Annotated in this window: 20 protein-coding genes; 4 read left to right on the plus strand and 16 right to left on the minus strand. The window is 40.5% G+C overall.

Annotated elements, in window-relative coordinates; genetic code table 11:
• The 9 genes from V6C11_RS08345 to V6C11_RS08385 all read right to left on the minus strand — a co-directional run bounded on the left by V6C11_RS08345 (window position 1) and on the right by V6C11_RS08385 (window position 7,356).
• The gene (locus V6C11_RS08345; RefSeq protein ID WP_333530682.1) at window positions 1–729 is read right to left on the minus strand and encodes an EcsC family protein; all 729 of its coding nucleotides are present in this window, start codon (window positions 727–729) and stop codon (window positions 1–3) included.
• Window positions 716–1,282 carry a GNAT family N-acetyltransferase gene (locus V6C11_RS08350; protein ID WP_333530683.1) on the minus strand — a complete coding sequence of 189 codons (567 nt, stop codon included), beginning with the start codon at window positions 1,280–1,282 and terminating at the stop codon, window positions 716–718. Before V6C11_RS08350 ends, V6C11_RS08345 begins: the two co-directional genes overlap by 14 nt.
• 119 nt (window positions 1,283–1,401) lie before the next feature.
• On the minus strand, window positions 1,402–2,571 hold the full coding sequence (locus V6C11_RS08355) for an MFS transporter (RefSeq protein WP_333530684.1): 1,170 nt from the start codon (window positions 2,569–2,571) through the stop codon (window positions 1,402–1,404).
• Between the two features lie 552 nt (window positions 2,572–3,123).
• Window positions 3,124–3,552: a MarR family winged helix-turn-helix transcriptional regulator gene (locus tag V6C11_RS08360; protein WP_333530685.1), complete on the minus strand. Its 429-nt coding sequence runs from the start codon at window positions 3,550–3,552 to the stop codon at window positions 3,124–3,126.
• A gap of 314 nt (window positions 3,553–3,866) precedes the next feature.
• The gene (locus V6C11_RS08365) at window positions 3,867–4,403 is read right to left on the minus strand and encodes a DUF2269 family protein (protein ID WP_333530686.1); all 537 of its coding nucleotides are present in this window, start codon (window positions 4,401–4,403) and stop codon (window positions 3,867–3,869) included.
• A gap of 104 nt (window positions 4,404–4,507) precedes the next feature.
• A complete protein-coding gene (locus tag V6C11_RS08370; protein WP_333530687.1) occupies window positions 4,508–4,777 on the minus strand; it encodes a hypothetical protein in 270 nt (89 codons plus the stop codon).
• Between the two features lie 88 nt (window positions 4,778–4,865).
• Window positions 4,866–5,294 (minus strand): MarR family winged helix-turn-helix transcriptional regulator, encoded by a 429-nt coding sequence (locus V6C11_RS08375; RefSeq protein ID WP_333530688.1) that lies wholly within the window; start codon window positions 5,292–5,294, stop codon window positions 4,866–4,868.
• Between the two features lie 239 nt (window positions 5,295–5,533).
• Window positions 5,534–6,814, minus strand: coding sequence for an alkyl/aryl-sulfatase (locus V6C11_RS08380; RefSeq protein WP_333530689.1), 1,281 nt, complete (start codon window positions 6,812–6,814; stop codon window positions 5,534–5,536).
• 83 nt (window positions 6,815–6,897) lie between these two features.
• Window positions 6,898–7,356 carry a MarR family winged helix-turn-helix transcriptional regulator gene (locus V6C11_RS08385; RefSeq protein ID WP_333530690.1) on the minus strand — a complete coding sequence of 153 codons (459 nt, stop codon included), beginning with the start codon at window positions 7,354–7,356 and terminating at the stop codon, window positions 6,898–6,900.
• Between the two features lie 156 nt (window positions 7,357–7,512).
• On the opposite strand from V6C11_RS08385, the gene V6C11_RS08390 reads away from it, so the two are divergent.
• Complete coding sequence (locus V6C11_RS08390; protein ID WP_333530691.1) at window positions 7,513–8,064, plus strand: HDIG domain-containing metalloprotein; 552 nt, start codon at window positions 7,513–7,515, stop codon at window positions 8,062–8,064.
• 141 nt (window positions 8,065–8,205) lie between these two features.
• Window positions 8,206–9,519, plus strand: coding sequence for a hemolysin family protein (locus tag V6C11_RS08395; RefSeq protein ID WP_333530692.1), 1,314 nt, complete (start codon window positions 8,206–8,208; stop codon window positions 9,517–9,519).
• A gap of 104 nt (window positions 9,520–9,623) precedes the next feature.
• Here the strand turns inward: V6C11_RS08395 and V6C11_RS08400 are convergent, their stop codons facing one another.
• From V6C11_RS08400 to V6C11_RS08415, 4 genes are all read right to left on the minus strand, one after another.
• Window positions 9,624–10,751: a putative sulfate/molybdate transporter gene (locus V6C11_RS08400; RefSeq protein ID WP_333530693.1), complete on the minus strand. Its 1,128-nt coding sequence runs from the start codon at window positions 10,749–10,751 to the stop codon at window positions 9,624–9,626.
• Between the two features lie 21 nt (window positions 10,752–10,772).
• Window positions 10,773–11,597, minus strand: a complete 825-nt coding sequence (locus tag V6C11_RS08405) for an extracellular solute-binding protein (protein ID WP_333530694.1) — start codon at window positions 11,595–11,597, stop codon at window positions 10,773–10,775.
• Between the two features lie 17 nt (window positions 11,598–11,614).
• Complete coding sequence (locus tag V6C11_RS08410) at window positions 11,615–11,971, minus strand: PadR family transcriptional regulator (RefSeq protein WP_333530695.1); 357 nt, start codon at window positions 11,969–11,971, stop codon at window positions 11,615–11,617.
• A gap of 268 nt (window positions 11,972–12,239) precedes the next feature.
• Window positions 12,240–12,998 carry a L,D-transpeptidase gene (locus V6C11_RS08415; protein ID WP_333530696.1) on the minus strand — a complete coding sequence of 253 codons (759 nt, stop codon included), beginning with the start codon at window positions 12,996–12,998 and terminating at the stop codon, window positions 12,240–12,242.
• Window positions 12,999–13,146: 148 nt separating this feature from the next.
• Between V6C11_RS08415 and V6C11_RS08420 the strand changes: the two genes are divergently transcribed.
• Both V6C11_RS08420 and V6C11_RS08425 read left to right on the plus strand, forming a co-directional pair.
• Window positions 13,147–13,839, plus strand: coding sequence for an AzlC family ABC transporter permease (locus V6C11_RS08420; protein WP_333530697.1), 693 nt, complete (start codon window positions 13,147–13,149; stop codon window positions 13,837–13,839).
• The gene (locus V6C11_RS08425; protein ID WP_333530698.1) at window positions 13,826–14,152 is read left to right on the plus strand and encodes an AzlD domain-containing protein; all 327 of its coding nucleotides are present in this window, start codon (window positions 13,826–13,828) and stop codon (window positions 14,150–14,152) included. The genes V6C11_RS08420 and V6C11_RS08425 overlap by 14 nt, the downstream gene beginning before the upstream one ends.
• Here the strand turns inward: V6C11_RS08425 and V6C11_RS08430 are convergent.
• The 3 genes from V6C11_RS08430 to V6C11_RS08440 form a co-directional block, all read right to left on the minus strand.
• A complete protein-coding gene (locus tag V6C11_RS08430; protein WP_333530699.1) occupies window positions 14,132–15,829 on the minus strand; it encodes a GAF domain-containing protein in 1,698 nt (565 codons plus the stop codon). The genes V6C11_RS08425 and V6C11_RS08430 overlap by 21 nt on opposite strands.
• 153 nt (window positions 15,830–15,982) lie before the next feature.
• Window positions 15,983–16,249 (minus strand): YgaP family membrane protein, encoded by a 267-nt coding sequence (locus V6C11_RS08435; RefSeq protein WP_333530700.1) that lies wholly within the window; start codon window positions 16,247–16,249, stop codon window positions 15,983–15,985.
• Between the two features lie 32 nt (window positions 16,250–16,281).
• Window positions 16,282–17,757 carry a protein adenylyltransferase SelO gene (locus V6C11_RS08440; RefSeq protein ID WP_333530701.1) on the minus strand — a complete coding sequence of 492 codons (1,476 nt, stop codon included), beginning with the start codon at window positions 17,755–17,757 and terminating at the stop codon, window positions 16,282–16,284.
• Window positions 17,758–17,811: the final 54 nt, after the last annotated feature.

Genomic DNA, 17,811 nt, shown 5'->3' on the forward strand with positions numbered 1-17,811 from the left:
CTATTTATTAAAGTACCTTAACCGATACCCATTGATAGCGGTCTCTCCCAGGGTATCTAGCAACCGATAATTTCCATATGCCCCTACCACAGCCCCAATGCCGGGCAGCAATTGTAGTAACTTCACCAAATCAATATAATCTCGATATTCTTGCTGTAGTTGTCGCCAATCGATGCTCTGCAGGGGTAGGTCCGGGGGGAATTTTTGTACGGTGCTCTGCCAGTGGTAGATTTTCTGGTAGATTTCCCGGCGCCCCTTGTCACTGGCAAAGGCCAATTGAAAAAGATGCAGGATATACAACCGCTCCCGGTAATCCCGTACATTATAGCCATAAAGAGCGGCCACCTCAAAGAGAAATTTCATCTTCAAAGAAAGCAATAACGGAAAATCGGCCAAACCCAACAGAAGCCCACCGGCCCCAGTGCCAGCCCCCTCCCAGGCAGCGGCCTTGCGATAGAATATCAACCGACTCTGTACCTGTTTTTCTCTTTCCTCCAAGGTTAAGTTTAAGGAAACGGGCTTTTGGGTTGTATACTCCGAACCGATTAAAGTGGCTCGGAGCAGATTTTTAATGGCCGTGGTCATGGCCTGATGAACCCGTTCAGGGATCAATTGATTCACTCTGTTTTGCATCCCCTTGGTCAAGTTATTGAAAAGCGAGGGTCGTTTTATCATTTTAGCCTGCCAATTACTTAACTCTAGGCGAGCTCTCTTTTCATAGTTTTCCATGGCGAATATTCTTCACCCTTCTACGCATAACAATACCGTCTTGATGCTCTAAACTAAGGGGTTGAAAAAAGTTTGGAATAATTGCTGCTTCCCTAAAGCCATTCCTTTGATAAATCCTTTGTGCCGTCAACCAATTCCTAGAAACCATTAATACAATGCTTTTAATCTGGGGATATGTCTTTAATAATCGATTGATGAGGGACTCAAACATCAACTTCCCTACCCCTTCACCCCTAAATTCCGGCAATAGACCCATCGATGAAATATATAATTCCTCGCCTGCGGGATCATGGATACCCTTAATCCTATGGCCTAGTTTTAGATTTACTGCATCTATATTTTCTTGATACTTCCATAACTCCGAACATATATAGCCAATTACTCTGTCCTCATGTTCCAGCAGCAGAAAACCGGTGGGGAATGTAACTATTCGTTCAAGAAAGACATCCTTTTCTTCTTTAATACCCTGATGAAAGGAATTATCCTCAATAAACATAATGTTATTAATATCTTCCTGTGTGGCTTCCCTAAATTTAAGATCCGCTCGATTCATATAAACTCCACCTAAAACGTATTTTCTCTTTATTTTTATACATAGTTATCAACGGGTCAACACCTTTGACCATTTATGTGGACTAACACGGAAGTTGGCAACAGAAAACAGGCCAATATCTAACTGATCTGTTTACTTGGCATTTTGGCGTCCTTCCAAAAGAAGACCACCATAGGGATAATAACGATAAAGGCACAGATAAGATACATATAAGATAGCCCAAGTGTATTTGAAACAAACCCTAGTAAGATAGAGCCAATGCCAATTCCTAAATCAAGGGCAGTAAAGATTGTGCCGTTGACAGCCCCCCTGCGAAATGGCTCAACTCGATTGATAGCCATTGCCTGAAGGGTTGGTTGTATAATGCCAAAGCCAATGCCCAGTATTATTGCTGATATGACAAACATCAGATAGCCCTTTGCCATAAATAGAACAAAAAACGAAGTGGACAAAGCCACGAAACCGATGGACATTATCTGATTCGGACCGCGTTTATCAAAGATTTTTCCTGCATAGGGTCTCACAAACAATAAGGACACACCGTAAACCATGAAAAAGATACCTGCATTCGCAACGTTTAATTCCATTGCGTAAAGAGTTATAAAAGAAACAATTCCTCCATAGGTCAAGTTAACAAAGAATATTACAACTGAAAGGGAATAGACCCTTGGTTCTAAAAAGCTGTTAAGGCCAATCTTTGTTTTCGGCTTGTCCATATTACTTTCAAAGCTCTTTATACCAAGTACACATAAAAGGGCTAGGGATGAAATGAATGCACCAGTGGTAAATAGGGTATTAAAATCATACCTATCAAGAATATAAAGACTTAATACGGGTCCCACTGCCATAGCGAAGGTACCGGCTAAGCCGTAGTAACCCATTCCTTCCCCTCTTCTTGCAGCAGGCACAATATCACTGGCTATGGTTCCTGCACCTGTTGAGGTAAAACCCCAGGCAAACCCGTGAACAGCCCTTAACAGAAAAAGTATAAGCATACTTGTTGCTAAGTTATAGGCAAAGGTTACTGCCACAAAAGCAACTAACGCTAACACCACAACACCTTTTCTACCCATCGTATCCAACATGTAACCAGAGATTGGACGAACTAAAACTGCTGTTATGGTCAGAATCCCCACAATATATCCAACATTACGTTCACTACCTTTTAAGACCCCGGTAACATACATCGGTAAAGTAGAAATCAAGAAATAAAAGCTTGTAAACATAAACAAACTGGTTAGACAGATAAGGATGAAATCCTTGGTCCACAGAGATTGTCTTTCGTTCATAATCGTTTCTCCTTCTATTATTTTGTAGTCTGGCTGTTAGTGTGTTTAGGAGTAAGAAAATACCTGGAACGAACTTCCAATATTTATCTCACTTTATATTTGAATAGGATTACTGAACAATCTGACTGGCTTCTAAACCTTGATTTATTGCACCAAAAATAAGTTGAAATATGCAGCCCCAGTTCAACGACTTGAGCGTTTCTTTTGACAAATGTTTGTTTGCTGCCAATTGGGTAGTACCTGTAACCGTCTACAAACTTCTTAAGTTTATATCCACTTCTTCGAAGACATTCAGGGTCAAAAAAGGCAGCTAGATGGGCATCATAAGAGAATTTAAAAAAGAGAATTTAAAAACCAAAGCTTTTCCCATAGTACCCCCCTTACTGCTTAATATATTCTCCTTGAAAAGAGGTAAACCATGCAACCAATTAGTAAGAACAATATAATTGCGAATTCCGTTTTAAGCATTTTTTACCTCCTGGAAAATGCTAGTTAAATCATTATTCGCATGAAAATATTAGTTGTCAAAACAAGTATTAATATACAAAAACCTTATCCACCTAAATTTTCGAAGATTTTATTAAGAATTACTTTAACCTGCTCTATTTGCTTTCGATCGATACCTTTTAGGGATTTATCGAGAGCCTGAAATGCTATCGGAAATAATTTATCCTTTAATGCACGCCCTTCGCTAGTAAGAAAAATTTGATAAGCCCTACCATCTTCTGGGTTAACTTTTCTTGTAATATAACCCTTCTTTTCAAGCTTTGCTAGCATTCTTACCGTTGTGGGTTGATCTTTGGAAGTCAATTCTGCCAGTTCTGTAGAAGAAATTCCTTCCCTCTCCCATAAACGATTTAAAACTGCCCATTGTTCGGGCGTTACATCATAATCTTTAAAATGATGCAACAAGTTATTTTTCATGCGTGTATTTGTACGATTCAAAATAAACCCCAGACTATTATCAAGTTTAAAAGTCACTGGTCTCTGTATCTCCTCTATAACGAATGAATCTTGTCTAGACAATTATATCCTTTAAAAAGCTGAATTTCAATAAATGGTCCTTATTGTTTTTTAGTCAATGACATATGGTTTCTACAGCAATAAAAAATAAAGCTCCTTGGACTATAGAGTCGAAAGAGCTTTATTTTTATGATTGTTTATCTCCTTTTGTTAAAAGTATAATTTAAGCCGTTTTGAATCGAAGCATCCAAGCCCACCTAGAGCCTGGGTTTGTCTAATGCGAAAAAGGCGTGGGATATTAGAAAAATAATGATTTGCTCATTACAAGTACGTTATGTTGATGATGCTTTAATATTGTGCTTTTTATTGATTTTCCCCCTTTTACCCCAAGGCTTAAAGACAGATAGAAAGGCTGCTACAATTAGAGTAAAGGCCTGGAAAGATCCAAAGTAAAGGTTCAGTTTGGCATACTGTAAATAGGTACTATTTTGCAATGCGGCAAGACGCTCTACTTTTGAGATAGCCTCCATACCATTCACCCAGGTGCCAAGGTAGAAGGTTCCAAACAAAATAGCACCAACGGTGATAACATACTTGACAATAATCCAGGGGAATTTAAAGAACCCCCAGTTTGTTAACCATGAAAAAAGAATACCGGTTATTAAACAACCCATTGCTGAAGGTATAATGATAAAGTCATCGATCATTTTTATAGAGGCATTCACTGCCCAAAGTTCATCTCCATTAGCAAGTTGGCCTCTAAAAAAGGAAAGAAGAATCATGGATAACGCCGCTCCAATCCATAAACAGGCAAAGAAGATATGGAAACCCTTTAACCATGCCTTTCCCGTCAACCCAATTTGTTTCATCTAGCTACCGTCCTTTCAAAATGATTTTGAGATGGCAATATTTTTCCCACACCCCCCTCATGATTGCCACAATTTGATAAATTAAATGACACCTTGAATATGTACTACTTCACCTTTTTAAAGGGTATTACCAGACAATTAAACTGGTTGCGGGATTTCCTGTGGCCAGACCAATAATAGGTTGAAACATGCTGACCCACTTCTATGACCTGCGGATTTCTTATCACATAGGTGTGTTTGCTGCCTATAGGGTAGTATCGATAGCCATCGATATACTTTTTTAGCTTGTAGCCACTTTTTTGAAGACATCCTAAGTCAAAACAGGCAGCTAGATGGGCATCATAGGAAAACCGAAACACTGCGTCCTTTCCCATAGAAAATTCCCCCTTACTGCTAACTTAAAAATGGGAAATCAAGACTACCCATAAAGTAGTTGTCAGAAGAAGTAATCTGCTAGAAATGTTACCGATCTAAGTTTTCAAATATTTTATTTAAGACCACTTTTACCTGTTCAATTTGCTCCTGATTGATACCTTTTATTGCCTTATGAAGGGCTTCAAAGGCAAGAGGAAAAAGTTTATCTTGCAAAGCTTGCCCCTTATTGGTTAAATAAATCAGATAAGCCCTACCATCTTCAGGATTTCCCTTTCTTTTAACAAAGCCCTTTTTTTCAAGCTTTGAGATAATCCTTACGGTTGTGGGTTGATCTTTGGAAGTGAGTTCTGACAACTCCTTTGGTGAGATTCCTTCCCTTTCCCACAAGCGGTTTAAAACAGCCCATTGTTCAGGTGTAACATCATAATCCTTAAAGTGGTGTAACAGAGTATTTTTCATGCGTAGATTCGTACGATTTAAGATAAAGCCCAGACTATCATCAAGTTGAAAGGTCACTGTAATCCCTCTATCCTTACATTATTGTCAAGACAATTATATACTGGCCTCAAAAATCAAACAAAACGTGTAATTGGTCTTTAAAGAGCTTTTCCAGATTTATTCTGTTTTTTCCTTTTTATTGCTGTATAAGTCATAGGTTTTGCAAATAATAACGGCATACCTTCTTCATAATTTAAAGGGGTAATGCCAGCTAAGCCAGCATTACCCCCCATAGGAACAGTATTAAAACCACATGTTTACAAATTGGCGAGCAGTTCCTTAGCGCAGGCGAAATAGTAGTGACGGCCATTCGCACTTGTATCCAGACGGCCGAGTATGAGAAGACCTTGGGCTTTGTATTGTTTTGCCTGTCTATGGGAACAATCCGCAGCAATAAGGATATCTGCAAGCTCAATAGCCCATTGCGCTTCTTTGTTGTCCAGGGCTTGGCTGATAGCGGAAAGCACGGACTCCGCGCCACCCATGAGAGCGATGGTTTTTTCTGCACGGATTCGACTTGGCAAGGGATTAAGATGGGTTGGGTTGCCGTCAAACCAACCTACATAGCCGGCATATATGCCACGAACAGACCAGGCAACCGTACCATAAAATTCGCCAAGGTAAGGAAGCTTGGCCCACTTTTCAGGTAACTTTACTGCTTCTGCCACCTCCTCCATCGTCATGCCCTGATTCATGCCTTTAAGGGTTTCTGAAAGTATGTAATCAATAGCATTACGGAAATTAGTCAGTGTTTCTACAATAGCAGTTTCTCCCAGGATGGGGTGGGTATGGCCGGGGAGGAGACATTCAGCGCGATAAGCGATCAGCTTATCTAAGGTCTCAATCCAGGTGCTGATATCACGATATTGACTGCCCCGGATAGCATACAGATTGGGCCAGCAACCGTAATAATTATCACCACAAAAAAGCACCTTATGAGCTGGCAACCAGACCAGCAGCTGATCATCCGTTTCACCTGGAGCGGCAGCAAGTTCTAGGTGAATGCCATCGATCGTGCGGTTGATTTTTTCCTCATTATAAATTGTAGTAGGCGGTACAAAAGCCCTTTTGCCTTCACTTTGAACCATACCTTCACGGATTCCTATGCCTTGACAAAGGGCTTCTTCGTCGCTGATTTGGTAGCCATGTTGTCTGATACCGCGCTGATTGAGAACATCATTGAGGGCATTCATCCGCCCAAGGACTGGCTTGCAGGGGGCAAAGGCAATAATTTCTGGATTCGTTTCCATGAAAACCCCGGCACCACCACGGTGATCGGGGTGGCCGTGGGTATAGATAATGGTCTTAACTGGTTTGTTAGCATACCTAGCGATAATGCCTTTAAGGTCTTCTGCACGCTTGTCGGTATCAAGGGTATCAATTAAGATCACGGAAGTTTCTCCAATGATAAAGCTGGCATTGCTATGGCCATAACCCATGACGTGATAAATGACACCTGGAATGATTTCTGTGATTTGGCGTGGGTATGCCTTGGCTGAAAAGTCCTTTAATAATTGTTCTCCATCTGGTCTTAACATGGATTCACCTCTTTATAAAATTTGTTTGCATGAAGGTTTGATATCAAACCTTTTGTTGAAAAATAAATGAATCCATCGTAGATTCATATTGTTATATCAAACTTAGAGTTAACCCGATTTAGTAAGCTTTCCAGGCTAACTGATTCTTCATCTGTTAAGTCTCCGTAAAGAATACCATTAAGTTTTCCGGAAATATCATCAAAAATCGGCTTCAATTCAAATCCTTTCTTTGTTAATTTTATATAGGTTACCCGATTGTCCGTCTGGCTTTTTTCCCTCTCCACAAAACCGTATTGTATTAGCTTTTCGACTAATACCGTGACGGTCGGTTTTGTTCGATGGATTTTTTCAGCTAACTCCCTCATCGTGAATTTTTCACCATAAAAAAGAACAACTAAAATATCTCCATGCGAAGGAACGATCCCTTTAACTCCTTGAACTTCCAGTTCCCTAACGATAAATTTTGTTGCCTTTTCTCTTATTCTACTTATAAGCGATAGTGCATTTCCCTGTTTCATAATGACATTATAATTAGATATCAAACCATTGTCAACCGGGATAAAAAATTATCACGCAATCCATTCATGAGGCTCCCCTTCCGTTGAGTATTATTTTGGTGTAAAATGGAGATAAATTTGGTTTACAGGGGTAGAAAAAGTTAGTCAAAGAAAAATACACATAAGGATAAGAGGGTTCTAATGATGAGAGAAAAGGCAATGTCCGTGTTAAAACAGTACAATAAAAGTGAAGCATTGGTTCGGCATGGTATCGCAGTGGAAGCAGTAATGCGTTATTTTGCTGCGGAAGCTGGAGAAGATGTAGACTATTGGGGTGCAGTTGGTCTTCTGCACGATGTAGATTATGAAATGTATCCGGATGAACACTGCAAAAAAGCGCCTGAATTATTAAAAGAGGCAGGCTATGATGATGCATTCATACATGCAGTTATTAGTCATGGACATGGTATAGTAGTGGATGCAGAACCAACACGGTACATGGAAAAGGTGCTTTTTGCGGTAGATGAGTTGACGGGGTTAATAGGGGCCGCCGCTTTAATGCGTCCGTCAAAGTCAGTAATGGATATAGAAGTCAAAAGCGTAAAAAAGAAATTCAAGGACAAAAGTTTTGCAGCTGGTGTAAATCGTGACGTAATTCTAGATGGCTGTAAAAACCTTGGTATGGAACTGGACGATGTTATTAACAAATGCATACTTGGTATGCGTACACAGGCAGCTGAAATAGGATTATAAATACAAATTTCTCAATTCAGGAACTCGGCGCAACTGCGCCGGGTTTTTGTTTTTTGTACAGTTATACGTTGCAGTGTATTTGCGGAGTAAAGTTATCTTTTTAGGGATAAGATAGTTATGTTATAAGGGGGCGTTGGACGCATGGTTCTTATCAATCTTTTTCTAGTAGCGATGCTCATAGCCGCCACTGCTTATTTTGTGGCCACAGAGTTTGCTATTGTCAAGGTGAGAGAATCCCGTATTGAGCAAATTATACAAGAAGGCAATCAAAAGGCAGTGGCAGTAAAAAAAGTGTTACATAATCTGGATGGTTACTTATCAGCTTGCCAGTTGGGTATTACCTTAACCGCCCTGGGTTTGGGTTGGTTAGGAGAACCTGCCGTGGCAAAACTAATCGAACCAGTTTTTCACTACTTTGGCTTACCCCAGGCCCTGATTGAAGGCTTGGCCTTTCTAATTGGCTTTTCGACCATCTCTTTTCTACACGTAGTAGTGGGTGAACTGGCCCCCAAGACCTTGGCCATCCAACGGGCTGAAGCAGTCACGCTAGCCCTTGCTCCTTCTCTCATCTGGTTTTATAAAATTATGTACCCAGCCATTTGGGTTTTAAATGGTTCGGCCAGAAACTTGGTTCGGCTGTTTGGCTTGCACGCCGTTTCCGAACATCAGCAAATTCATTCAGAAGAAGAAATTAGCATGATTTTACTACAGAGCCATCAAGGGGGAGAAATCAATCAAACAGAACTTCAGTTAGCCCGCAATTCCCTGCATTTTGCCGATCGGGTTGCCGGAGAAATTATGGTCCCCCGCACGGACATGGTCTGTTTATACACGAATCTAAGCTGGGAAGAAAATTTACGTTTTATTACCGAGGAAAAGTTTGCCCGTTATCCAGTATGCGAGGAGAACAAAGATCGCATTGTGGGTTATATCAATACCAAAGATCTCTGCTTTAATAGTTCTCTGACATTGAACGCCATTAACATGGAGGACTTTCTTAAGCAAGCCCTGCGACCAATTATAGTGGTAACAGAACATACTGGCATTGATGAAATATTAAAGCAGATGCAGAAGAGTCATAAACAATTGGCGTTGGTGGTGGATGAATTTGGAGGAACTGCTGGGCTCCTGACGATAGAGGATATACTTGAGGAAATTGTCGGGGAGATTCAGGATGAACATGATGAAGAACGAAGTTCTGTAGAACCTCTGGGAGATAATAGATACTCGTTAGATGCTCGTTATGCTGTTGTAGATCTCAAACTGGATTTTGGCCTTGATTTGGAGGCCAAAGGAGTTTTTACCCTAGCTGGTTGGTTTTTGGAAGAGACCCAGCATCGCCCCGCTGAGGGGCAAGTTGTTTGCTACAAAAATGTACAGTTTAAACTGACGGAACTCGAAAAAAACACCATCCGACGGATCGAGATGGAATTTTTACCTGCTTCAAAAGAATAATAAAAAGGAGATTCTTTATAAGCCTATATAGCATTGTAGTAAACTTCTTGAAATTCAGTATCCGCCGCAAGGGTAATTGTAAATTATCTTAAAGGAGTAGAAGATCAAACCTTAAATATTTTTCTTTTTAAGCATTCCTGCATAATTAATCCTGCTAAAAAGCCAATCCCCATGTTCCAAATGGAGAACCCAGCGGTAATAAGCAGCGTATAGTAGTCATTCTTTTCTTTGCCCACGTCCCTGGCAGAAACAGCAAGCTCCAGACCAGCAAAAAACAGGATTACTCCCAAAACACTGGTAGGGAAAATCTTGAAAATCAATAGAATTGAACTGCTGAAGCAAAGAGCAATTACTAACAAGATACCCCCCAAAATAACTGTTGAACCACCGGTACGGGCACCAAAGCGGACATGACCTGCCATGCCACCTGCACCGTGACACATAGGAATCCCACCAAAGATAGGGGAAATTAAGTTCATAATACCTTGAGACATGGCCATTTTCTTTTCTGTAACAGGATGTTCCGGAAACAGGCGGTTATTCTCAGCAGTAACTGCCATAACTGCATTACCAAAGGTTAAAGGAATCTGGGGTATAGCTAGAATAAGTGACCCTTTGACAAAGTCAGACCAGGTAAATTCCCCTAAAGCAAATTGGGGCAGACGGAAATCAAACTTAATACCGGCAAGTTCATGAACCAAACCCGGGTTTTTGACCAGAGCAGCAATGACCCCAAAGACAATTAAGGCAAACATAGCTGGCATTCGTTTACTGGTTAGTAAAATAAAAGTGATAAATATGGCAATAACAGCCACCGCAAAATCTGTCTTCATCAGCCTGGTTCCTTCCATAATAAAGGAAAGACCCAGACCAAGTACAATCCCCCGAAGAACTGGTTTTGTCGTAACCTTAGAAATAAAATTCAGGGCACCGGTTGCACCGATGATCAGCCAAAAAAGTCCTGTGAAAATACCAGAACCCCACACCATACCAGGGGTTATTACTGCTGCCTGCGTAATCGCTGCACCACCAATTGCCTTCATTGGTTGGATAGGAATGGGTGTTTTGTAATAAGATCCTGCCAGGATAAGCAGCATACCAAACATAAATAGTACACCCAATGGATCCATTTTCATTACAGTAATATAACCTACAATAAAGGGGATTAGGGTTCCAAGGTCCCCGAAGGCTCCTGCCCATTCCGTTTTGTCATAGCGATTTTTTCGAGACATAAAATCACTCCATGCGGTTTTTTAGCAAGGAATCATACCACATTCCTCTAATATGGCATGACCCTCATGACCGGTAAGAAGGTCTACAAATTGCTTTGCCAGGTCATCGTGCTGGGTAGTTTTGCTAATCCCTACAGCAAATTCTATCGGTTTACCGTGGATAATAATATTTTTACCGGGTATTTTGCTTTCAACAGATACCGCTGCCTGATCATAATAATCTGCATAGGCTGGATTAGAGAGATTAATCTTGGAAGGTAGAGTAATGTAGGGAAGTCCCAGTTGCTTTGCTTCTGAGGAATATAAAAAAGCATAGTCGACCTTGCCTGCAAGCAAAGCCCCGGCTAGATCCAATGATTTGGGGTAAGTAGAGTAGTGGAGGCAGGCACTGTCTAATTCATGAGTAAGTCCGGGCCTATTGTAAAGCTTTTCTGCAAGTTGCCATACCATCAATGTTCTATAACCGCAGGGATCAAGGTTATGATCGGAACGGGCAAAGATCACCTCTGGTTGAAGTAATATATCAGCCCAGTTTTCTGAATTAATTTCTTTGCTTCCCCTGGAGAAGTGATCATAGGCAATGACAATTTGATCCGTGGCAAAAACAAAATAATCTTCCACCAGATCAGGTACTAACAACTCTGCAAATAGTGCCTGGTCTGCAAGGGCAATGATGTCGCATTTCTCCCCAGAAAGCAACCGCTTTGCACCTTCTCTTGAACCAACCCCTTTCATTTCTAGTGTTACTTCAAGATTTTTTTGCATAAAAACCTCTATGCAATTACCTATTATCCTGTGTAAAGCCCCGGCATTCATTATCTTAAGATAATAGTTATTATTAGCCATGCTAATACCCCCATTAACTACGAGTTATGGTATTGTTCATAAGTTTTAAGGAAGTTAGCGAGTTTTTCCTTTTGCTGTTTAATATTGATGGTCCATTGACTGAGCAATTCCTCTCCACTTTTTGTAACTGTATAAAGACGTCTTCCTGGTCCCGACGGACCTGTCTCCCAATGAGATTTTACGAGTTCTTCCTTATCCATACGTCGTAAATGGCGGTAGATCGTAGCTGGGTCCACTTCCTCGATGGTAAAATCCGCATCATTTAGCCTTTGAATAAGTTCATATCCATGTGAGGATTTTATCTGTAAAAGCAAAAGCAACTGAGCTTCGATAAGTCGGTCACTGGAAAAAGTAATTTTTTGTAGGTGACTCATATCCTTACACCTCAACTATTTTCACATTGCAAATAGGTTTTGGAATCACTATAGCACAGCAATTTAACATTATCAATAATATCTGTAATTTTTTATATCGATAGCATTTGCTTAAAGATGTATTGTAAAATCGGGTATTCGCTAGGGTGATTTACTCTCTGTTTTCCGTTTTTTACCTTATTATAGGACTACCCCCTCTTTTTAGAGGGGGTAGAGAAAGCATACCCTTAACAAATGAATAATTACCTTGAAAAAACCTGTTAGTGTATTACTCAATCAGTACCTTAGTGCCCACAGGCACCATGCTGTATAATTCTAGGATATCATTATTATTTAACCGAATGCACCCACCCGAAGCCTGGGTACCGATGGAGTCAGGCTCATTCGTACCGTGGATGCCATACTTATGACCAAGGGGAGCCCGTTCATCATCATTTGCCCTTTTGTCCTTGGCATCGGATACAGCTAGGCCCAGCCAACGGGGACCATAAATATCATCCGGATGCTCCCCTTCCTTTATATGTATTTTGTTTACTATTTTAAAGGAACCTTTCGGTGTATAATACTCTTTTTTCCCTGTGGCAACAGGATACTTCTTTACCAGGGATCCTTGCTCATAATAATAGAGTATATTTATTTGTTTGTTAATGATAATTAATTTTTCTTTAGTATGGGGATTTGGATAAGAAGCTAATAATTTTATTTCCGGTGTTAGACTTACTAAATAGCTGTTATTCTGACCCTTTATCAGTAAGCCATCTTTGATATAGGTTCCTTTTAGTGGAAGGTTTTCTTTTTGTTTGTTTTTAATCCTAGAAGCTCCCGAAAAAGAGTTGTCTTTCGACGCAAAGACTTTTCTGGATAAACCACCGGTTACGATTAATTGATGACCCTCTACAATAACCAGATATTGACCATGGCGATAAATGACTTGATTTTCTTGTAAAGGTTTTTTAAAGGGGGCATTTTGGCATCCTGAAATTAAATATAGAAAAATTAGCAAAACCAGCAATATGACTTTTTTCATTCCCTTTCCTCCTCGATAATTCTATTGTTTACCGCAAAGGAAGGAAATATCGTAGTGGCATGAAGGAATGTGCAATAGTTCTTCACATTCGCTTAATTATGTGTAAAAATGGGAGTGTTGAGTTTTTTCAAAGGAGATAAGTTTAAAAATGCATAAGGAAGAATTGAAACAAGGAATCCATGATTCAATCCCCATTGTTTTAGGTTATTTACCCCTGGGGGTTGCCTTCGGGGTGTTGGCAAATCAGGTTGGTATGTCAATCATACAGGCTACGATGATGTCGGTCCTGTGTTTTACAGGGGCCGGGCAATATATCGCCCTTGGGGTCATGCAAGTGGGAGGGGCGGTGTTCACCATCATCGTAGCCAATGCTTTGGTAAATTTAAGGTATTTATTATTTGCTACATCTCTGGTGCCCTATTTTAAGGGACAAGTTCCTACTGCCATTGGGACCCTGCTCTCCTATGGCTTGACGGATGAAACCTATGCAGTAGCAATGAACCGCTATCAGGATCACCCGCCCACTGCCTCCTATATGGCTGGTCTCAATATAACCTCACATCTTGGTTGGATCAGCAGTACCTTATTGGGAGCCATACTGGGGAGTTTTATTGGAGATACAGATCGTTTAGGTCTAAATTTTACCTTGCCGGCGATGTATATTTGTTTATTGGTTTTTATTATCAACCGTAAATCCGACACCATTGTGGCCCTGGCTTCGGCATTATTATGTTTGCTAATTGGCTACCTGCTTCCGGCTACGATGGGGAATATGTTTAATATCATTATTGCGACGGTTATTGCAGCCAGTTTGGGGGTGTTTATTAGTGAGCGAGAGTAGCATTTGGATGATGATTATCGGTGTTTCGTTGGTATCCATTTTGCCGCGTATTTTGCCGATCGCTCTGTTTTCCCGCTATGAATTTCCCAAACCACTAAAACTCTGGTTATCCTATGTTGCCCCGGCTGTTTTAGGCGGCTTAACTGCTTTAAGTATATTGGCACCAGAGGGAGACATTGATATCCGTATTAATAACTTGTATATTTGGGCCTTTATACCTACACTCGTAATTGCTATGAAAACAAAAAGCCTCTTCTATAGTTTGCTGGTTGGCATAGTAGCCATGGCTTTGTTATATAACTTTACTTCCTAATATTTTAAACTTGACAAGGAATGTTGTTCCATCTTGCCCGGTTTGAATTTCAATTTCCGCGTTGTGTCTAGCCGCAATGCTATAACATATGCCCAAACCCAACCCTGTGCCATTTGCCTTGGTAGAAAAGAACGGGGTGCCTATTATCTTTAGTAGTTCTGGCTTAATGCCAGTTCCTTGATCCTTTACCGCAACTACTACATAGTTATCTTCCTTGTAGGTACTTATTGTTAAATATTTACCACCAGGCATTGCTTCTAGTCCATTACGACAAAGGTTTAAAACTAACTGACGAATCTCTTTGCTATCTAACAGTAAATTTGGAACATCATTAAGTTGTGTTTCTACATATTTATATTGACCAACCGCATCTGCTTGAATTAAGGGTATCATGGCATTGATTATTTGGTTTATACTTTCTACCCTTAATTCTTCTGGCTTAATCTTAGTGATAGACAGAAATTCTGTAAGCATAGAGTTTGTACGATCCAACTCTTCAATCATCAGCTTAAAGAAGTCCTGATATCTGGAGCATTCCTCTTTACTCTGTAGCATTTGCAGAAATCCTCGAACAGTGGTCATTGGATTCCTTACCTCATGGCTTATGCCAGCTGCCATTTGACCAATAAGATTAAGGCGATCTAGCCTTTTTAATTCTAATTCAGTTTTTATTTTTTCCTCTTCATTCTTTTTTTGTTGAATAAATGACCAATATCCATTAACTAAAAGAGATAATTGGTTGGCATCTGTTAGGTTATAATCATCCTTTTTATTTGCAACGATTGCATTCATTACTATACGATTTCCCGAGAAAATAGGTGCGTTTAATACACGGGTTAAGGGTATATGACCAACAGGCAGACCCTTCTTACCTGGTAACTCAGCGTCATAGTCATTGATAATTGTAACTTTCCGTTGACGAATGGCTTCTGCCCAAATACCACCATCCTTTATTGAAAAAAAGATAGGGCTTTGTTCTTTTATTTTGCAGGCAGACATGACATTCTCTGATCTAAAAGAAACCTCCGTCATGGTTTCATCTTCATTAACTAAAGCAAAATACCCTATTTCACTGCCTGTTAATTTTATCATTTGATTCAATACAAATTTGCCAACTTCATTAATTGAAGCATCCTTCATTTGGTTCATTTCCAGAAGTGCTTCAAGTCTCATTTGGTTAAGTTTTATATTGTTTTCCATTGCTTTTCTCTCTGAAATGTCCTTCATAAACACAGATATCCCATCATCATAAGGATAGGCCTGCACTTCGTAATAAATATTGTTGTAAATAGATTTTGTTTCAAAATTTACTGGTATCCGTTCGGACATTGCTCGATGTAATTCTTTATAAAATGTTGAATGAATAACCTCATGTAAAATGTCCCATATATTCTTACCTAATAACTCTGCACGGTTTTTGTTTAATGGATAGTCTTGGTATTTATTTACATAGGTAAAATTCCACTCTTTGTCCAATGCAAAAAAGCCATCAGAAATACTTTCTAGAATTTCGTTTAGCTTTTTATTTGCTTTTTCTATTTCCCCTGTTCGCTCTTTTACGATTATTTTAAGTTGTTTTAGCAGCATGTTAAATAAATGACTTAATTTTTTATTCTCATCTTGTGTCTTAATTAGTTCGGCGATTAATTGTTCCTTGGTCTTATCTTGATACCTCATAAGAGTACCTCCGAAACTTTGACATTTTCTACTATTTTCGGAATGCATTTAGATATTCCTTCTCCTGCATCATGTTATTAGTTTAATTATTTAATATAGTAAAATAAAAAATCCCCCATTAATAGGGGGATTTTTTTGAATAGATGTTTTGCACTACTTCTTATCCGTATCCGACACTCCGGTGGTCCAGTATGCTACGTCCTCTTTCACTGTCAGTTGGGGTTTTAGACTGGAATATCCCAATAACCGATAAAGTGGACTGAACCCTGTGGCCGCTACCACTAAAACACCGATTCCTAATATAAGAAAAATTATTGACCACAGGGCACCAAAGGTACCGAGGGAGCCAAGGGCAAGAAATAAAACGCCAAAGGTTGCTCTTAAAATACGATCGGCTGTACCTGCATTCTTTTCTATCAAAAAAACCCCCTTTCTTAACTGAAATATTCGATCTAAGTTCCACAAAAAGTTCGGTAGGGACGAACGGATGGCTTAGGCGGTGCGGCGTAGTCAGCTTGTTCAGGTGAGTATGAGTAAGGGTTTGAAAGAACATCAAGAAGCCGCTTCATCATACTGTAGTCCCCGTGATCCACCGCTGCTGATAGTGCTTCTTCTACCCTGTGATTGCGAGGTATTAGTGCAGGATTACTACGCTTCATCAACGGATGCGAAGAGGTTTTTGCTTCCTGCTGCCTACCTAGTCTAGCCTGCCACTGTTCATGCCACTGAGCAAATTCCGTTGTGCCATACAAGACCATCTCTTCTGGCTTATCAAGAGTTAAGGCGCGGAAAGTATTGGTATAGTCCGCACGATACTTTTGCATCATACGGAGGAGGTCTTGAATAAGAAATTTATCCTCGGCCTCCTCGTCAATTATACCCAGTTTAGCTCTCATTCCCGCGAGCCAATGACTGTGATACAAATTATCAAAGTTCGATAGTTCCTCCTGAGCCAGTTTGATAGCCTGATCCTGGTTTTCATGTAGCAGAGGCAATAGAGTATCTGCAAATCTTGCAAGATTCCACGCTGCAATATCCGGTTGCTTACCATAGGCATAGCGGCCATGGGTATCAATGGAACTGAAAACCGTGGCTGGGTCATAGGTATCCATAAAGGCGCAAGGTCCATAATCAATGGTTTCTCCACTGATGGCCATGTTGTCGGTGTTCATCACGCCATGAATAAAACCAACCAATTGCCATTTGGCAATTAGCATGGCCTGACGCTTGCAGACCTCCTGAAGTAGAAAAAGATAACGGTTCTGGTTGTCAACGTCTGGAAAGTGCCTTTGTAATGTATAATCAGCCAGGGTACGGAGATCCTCAACAGAGCCCCATCTTGAAACATATTGAAAGGTACCGACGCGTAAATGACTGGCGGCCACACGGGTCAGAATTGCACCGGGTTTCGTGTTTTCACGGAATACGAACTCACCCGTTGTCACTACCGCTAGGCTGCGGGTGGTAGGAATACCAAGTGCATGCATGGCTTCGCTGATAATGTATTCACGCAGCATCGGTCCCAGTGCCGCTCGTCCATCGCCCCCGCGGGAATAGGGAGTTTTACCTGAACCCTTGAGTTGAATATCAAACCGTTTGCCTGAAGGTGTGACCTGCTCACCAATCAGTAAAGCCCGGCCATCCCCTAAGATGGTAAAATGCCCAAATTGATGCCCTGCATAAGCCTGTGCAAGGGGCAAAGCACCCTCGGGAATTTCATTGCCGGCAAGTACGGCTACTCCTTCGCTGCTTTGTAGTGCCTGCACATTCAGCCCTAGGGATTTTGCCAAAGGGTGATTGAGGATCATAAGATTTGGTGAGCTTACTGGGGTTGGGTTGAGTCTGGTAAAAAAGGATTTCGGCAAACCCGCATAACTATTATCTAAGTTCCACCCTGTTTTTTCTAATAGCGCACGATCATTTTTCATCTTGTCTCCTTCAATTATTTTTCCTCTAGTTTTTTCTTTTCTGTAATAACAAAA

The organism is Desulfotomaculum sp. 1211_IL3151, from assembly GCF_036763075.1.
Lineage (GTDB): Bacteria > Bacillota > Desulfotomaculia > Desulfotomaculales > Desulfotomaculaceae > Desulfotomaculum.

Bases quoted from the DNA above. Each gene is read 5' to 3' on its own strand.
- V6C11_RS08410 (WP_333530695.1), bottom strand. From the start codon at position 11,971: ATGAGTCACCTACAAAAAATTACTTTTTCCAGTGACCGACTTATCGAA.
- V6C11_RS08400 (WP_333530693.1), bottom strand. From the start codon at position 10,751: ATGTCTCGAAAAAATCGCTATGACAAAACGGAATGGGCAGGAGCCTTC.
- V6C11_RS08350 (WP_333530683.1), bottom strand. From the start codon at position 1,282: ATGAATCGAGCGGATCTTAAATTTAGGGAAGCCACACAGGAAGATATT.
- V6C11_RS08345 (WP_333530682.1), bottom strand. From the start codon at position 729: ATGGAAAACTATGAAAAGAGAGCTCGCCTAGAGTTAAGTAATTGGCAG.
- V6C11_RS08355 (WP_333530684.1), bottom strand. From the start codon at position 2,571: ATGAACGAAAGACAATCTCTGTGGACCAAGGATTTCATCCTTATCTGT.
- V6C11_RS08420 (WP_333530697.1), top strand. From the start codon at position 13,147: ATGCATAAGGAAGAATTGAAACAAGGAATCCATGATTCAATCCCCATT.
- V6C11_RS08405 (WP_333530694.1), bottom strand. From the start codon at position 11,597: ATGGCTAATAATAACTATTATCTTAAGATAATGAATGCCGGGGCTTTA.
- V6C11_RS08440 (WP_333530701.1), bottom strand. From the start codon at position 17,757: ATGAAAAATGATCGTGCGCTATTAGAAAAAACAGGGTGGAACTTAGAT.
- V6C11_RS08430 (WP_333530699.1), bottom strand. From the start codon at position 15,829: ATGAGGTATCAAGATAAGACCAAGGAACAATTAATCGCCGAACTAATT.
- V6C11_RS08415 (WP_333530696.1), bottom strand. From the start codon at position 12,998: ATGAAAAAAGTCATATTGCTGGTTTTGCTAATTTTTCTATATTTAATT.
- V6C11_RS08365 (WP_333530686.1), bottom strand. From the start codon at position 4,403: ATGAAACAAATTGGGTTGACGGGAAAGGCATGGTTAAAGGGTTTCCAT.
- V6C11_RS08395 (WP_333530692.1), top strand. From the start codon at position 8,206: ATGGTTCTTATCAATCTTTTTCTAGTAGCGATGCTCATAGCCGCCACT.
- V6C11_RS08370 (WP_333530687.1), bottom strand. From the start codon at position 4,777: ATGGGAAAGGACGCAGTGTTTCGGTTTTCCTATGATGCCCATCTAGCT.
- V6C11_RS08380 (WP_333530689.1), bottom strand. From the start codon at position 6,814: ATGTTAAGACCAGATGGAGAACAATTATTAAAGGACTTTTCAGCCAAG.
- V6C11_RS08390 (WP_333530691.1), top strand. From the start codon at position 7,513: ATGATGAGAGAAAAGGCAATGTCCGTGTTAAAACAGTACAATAAAAGT.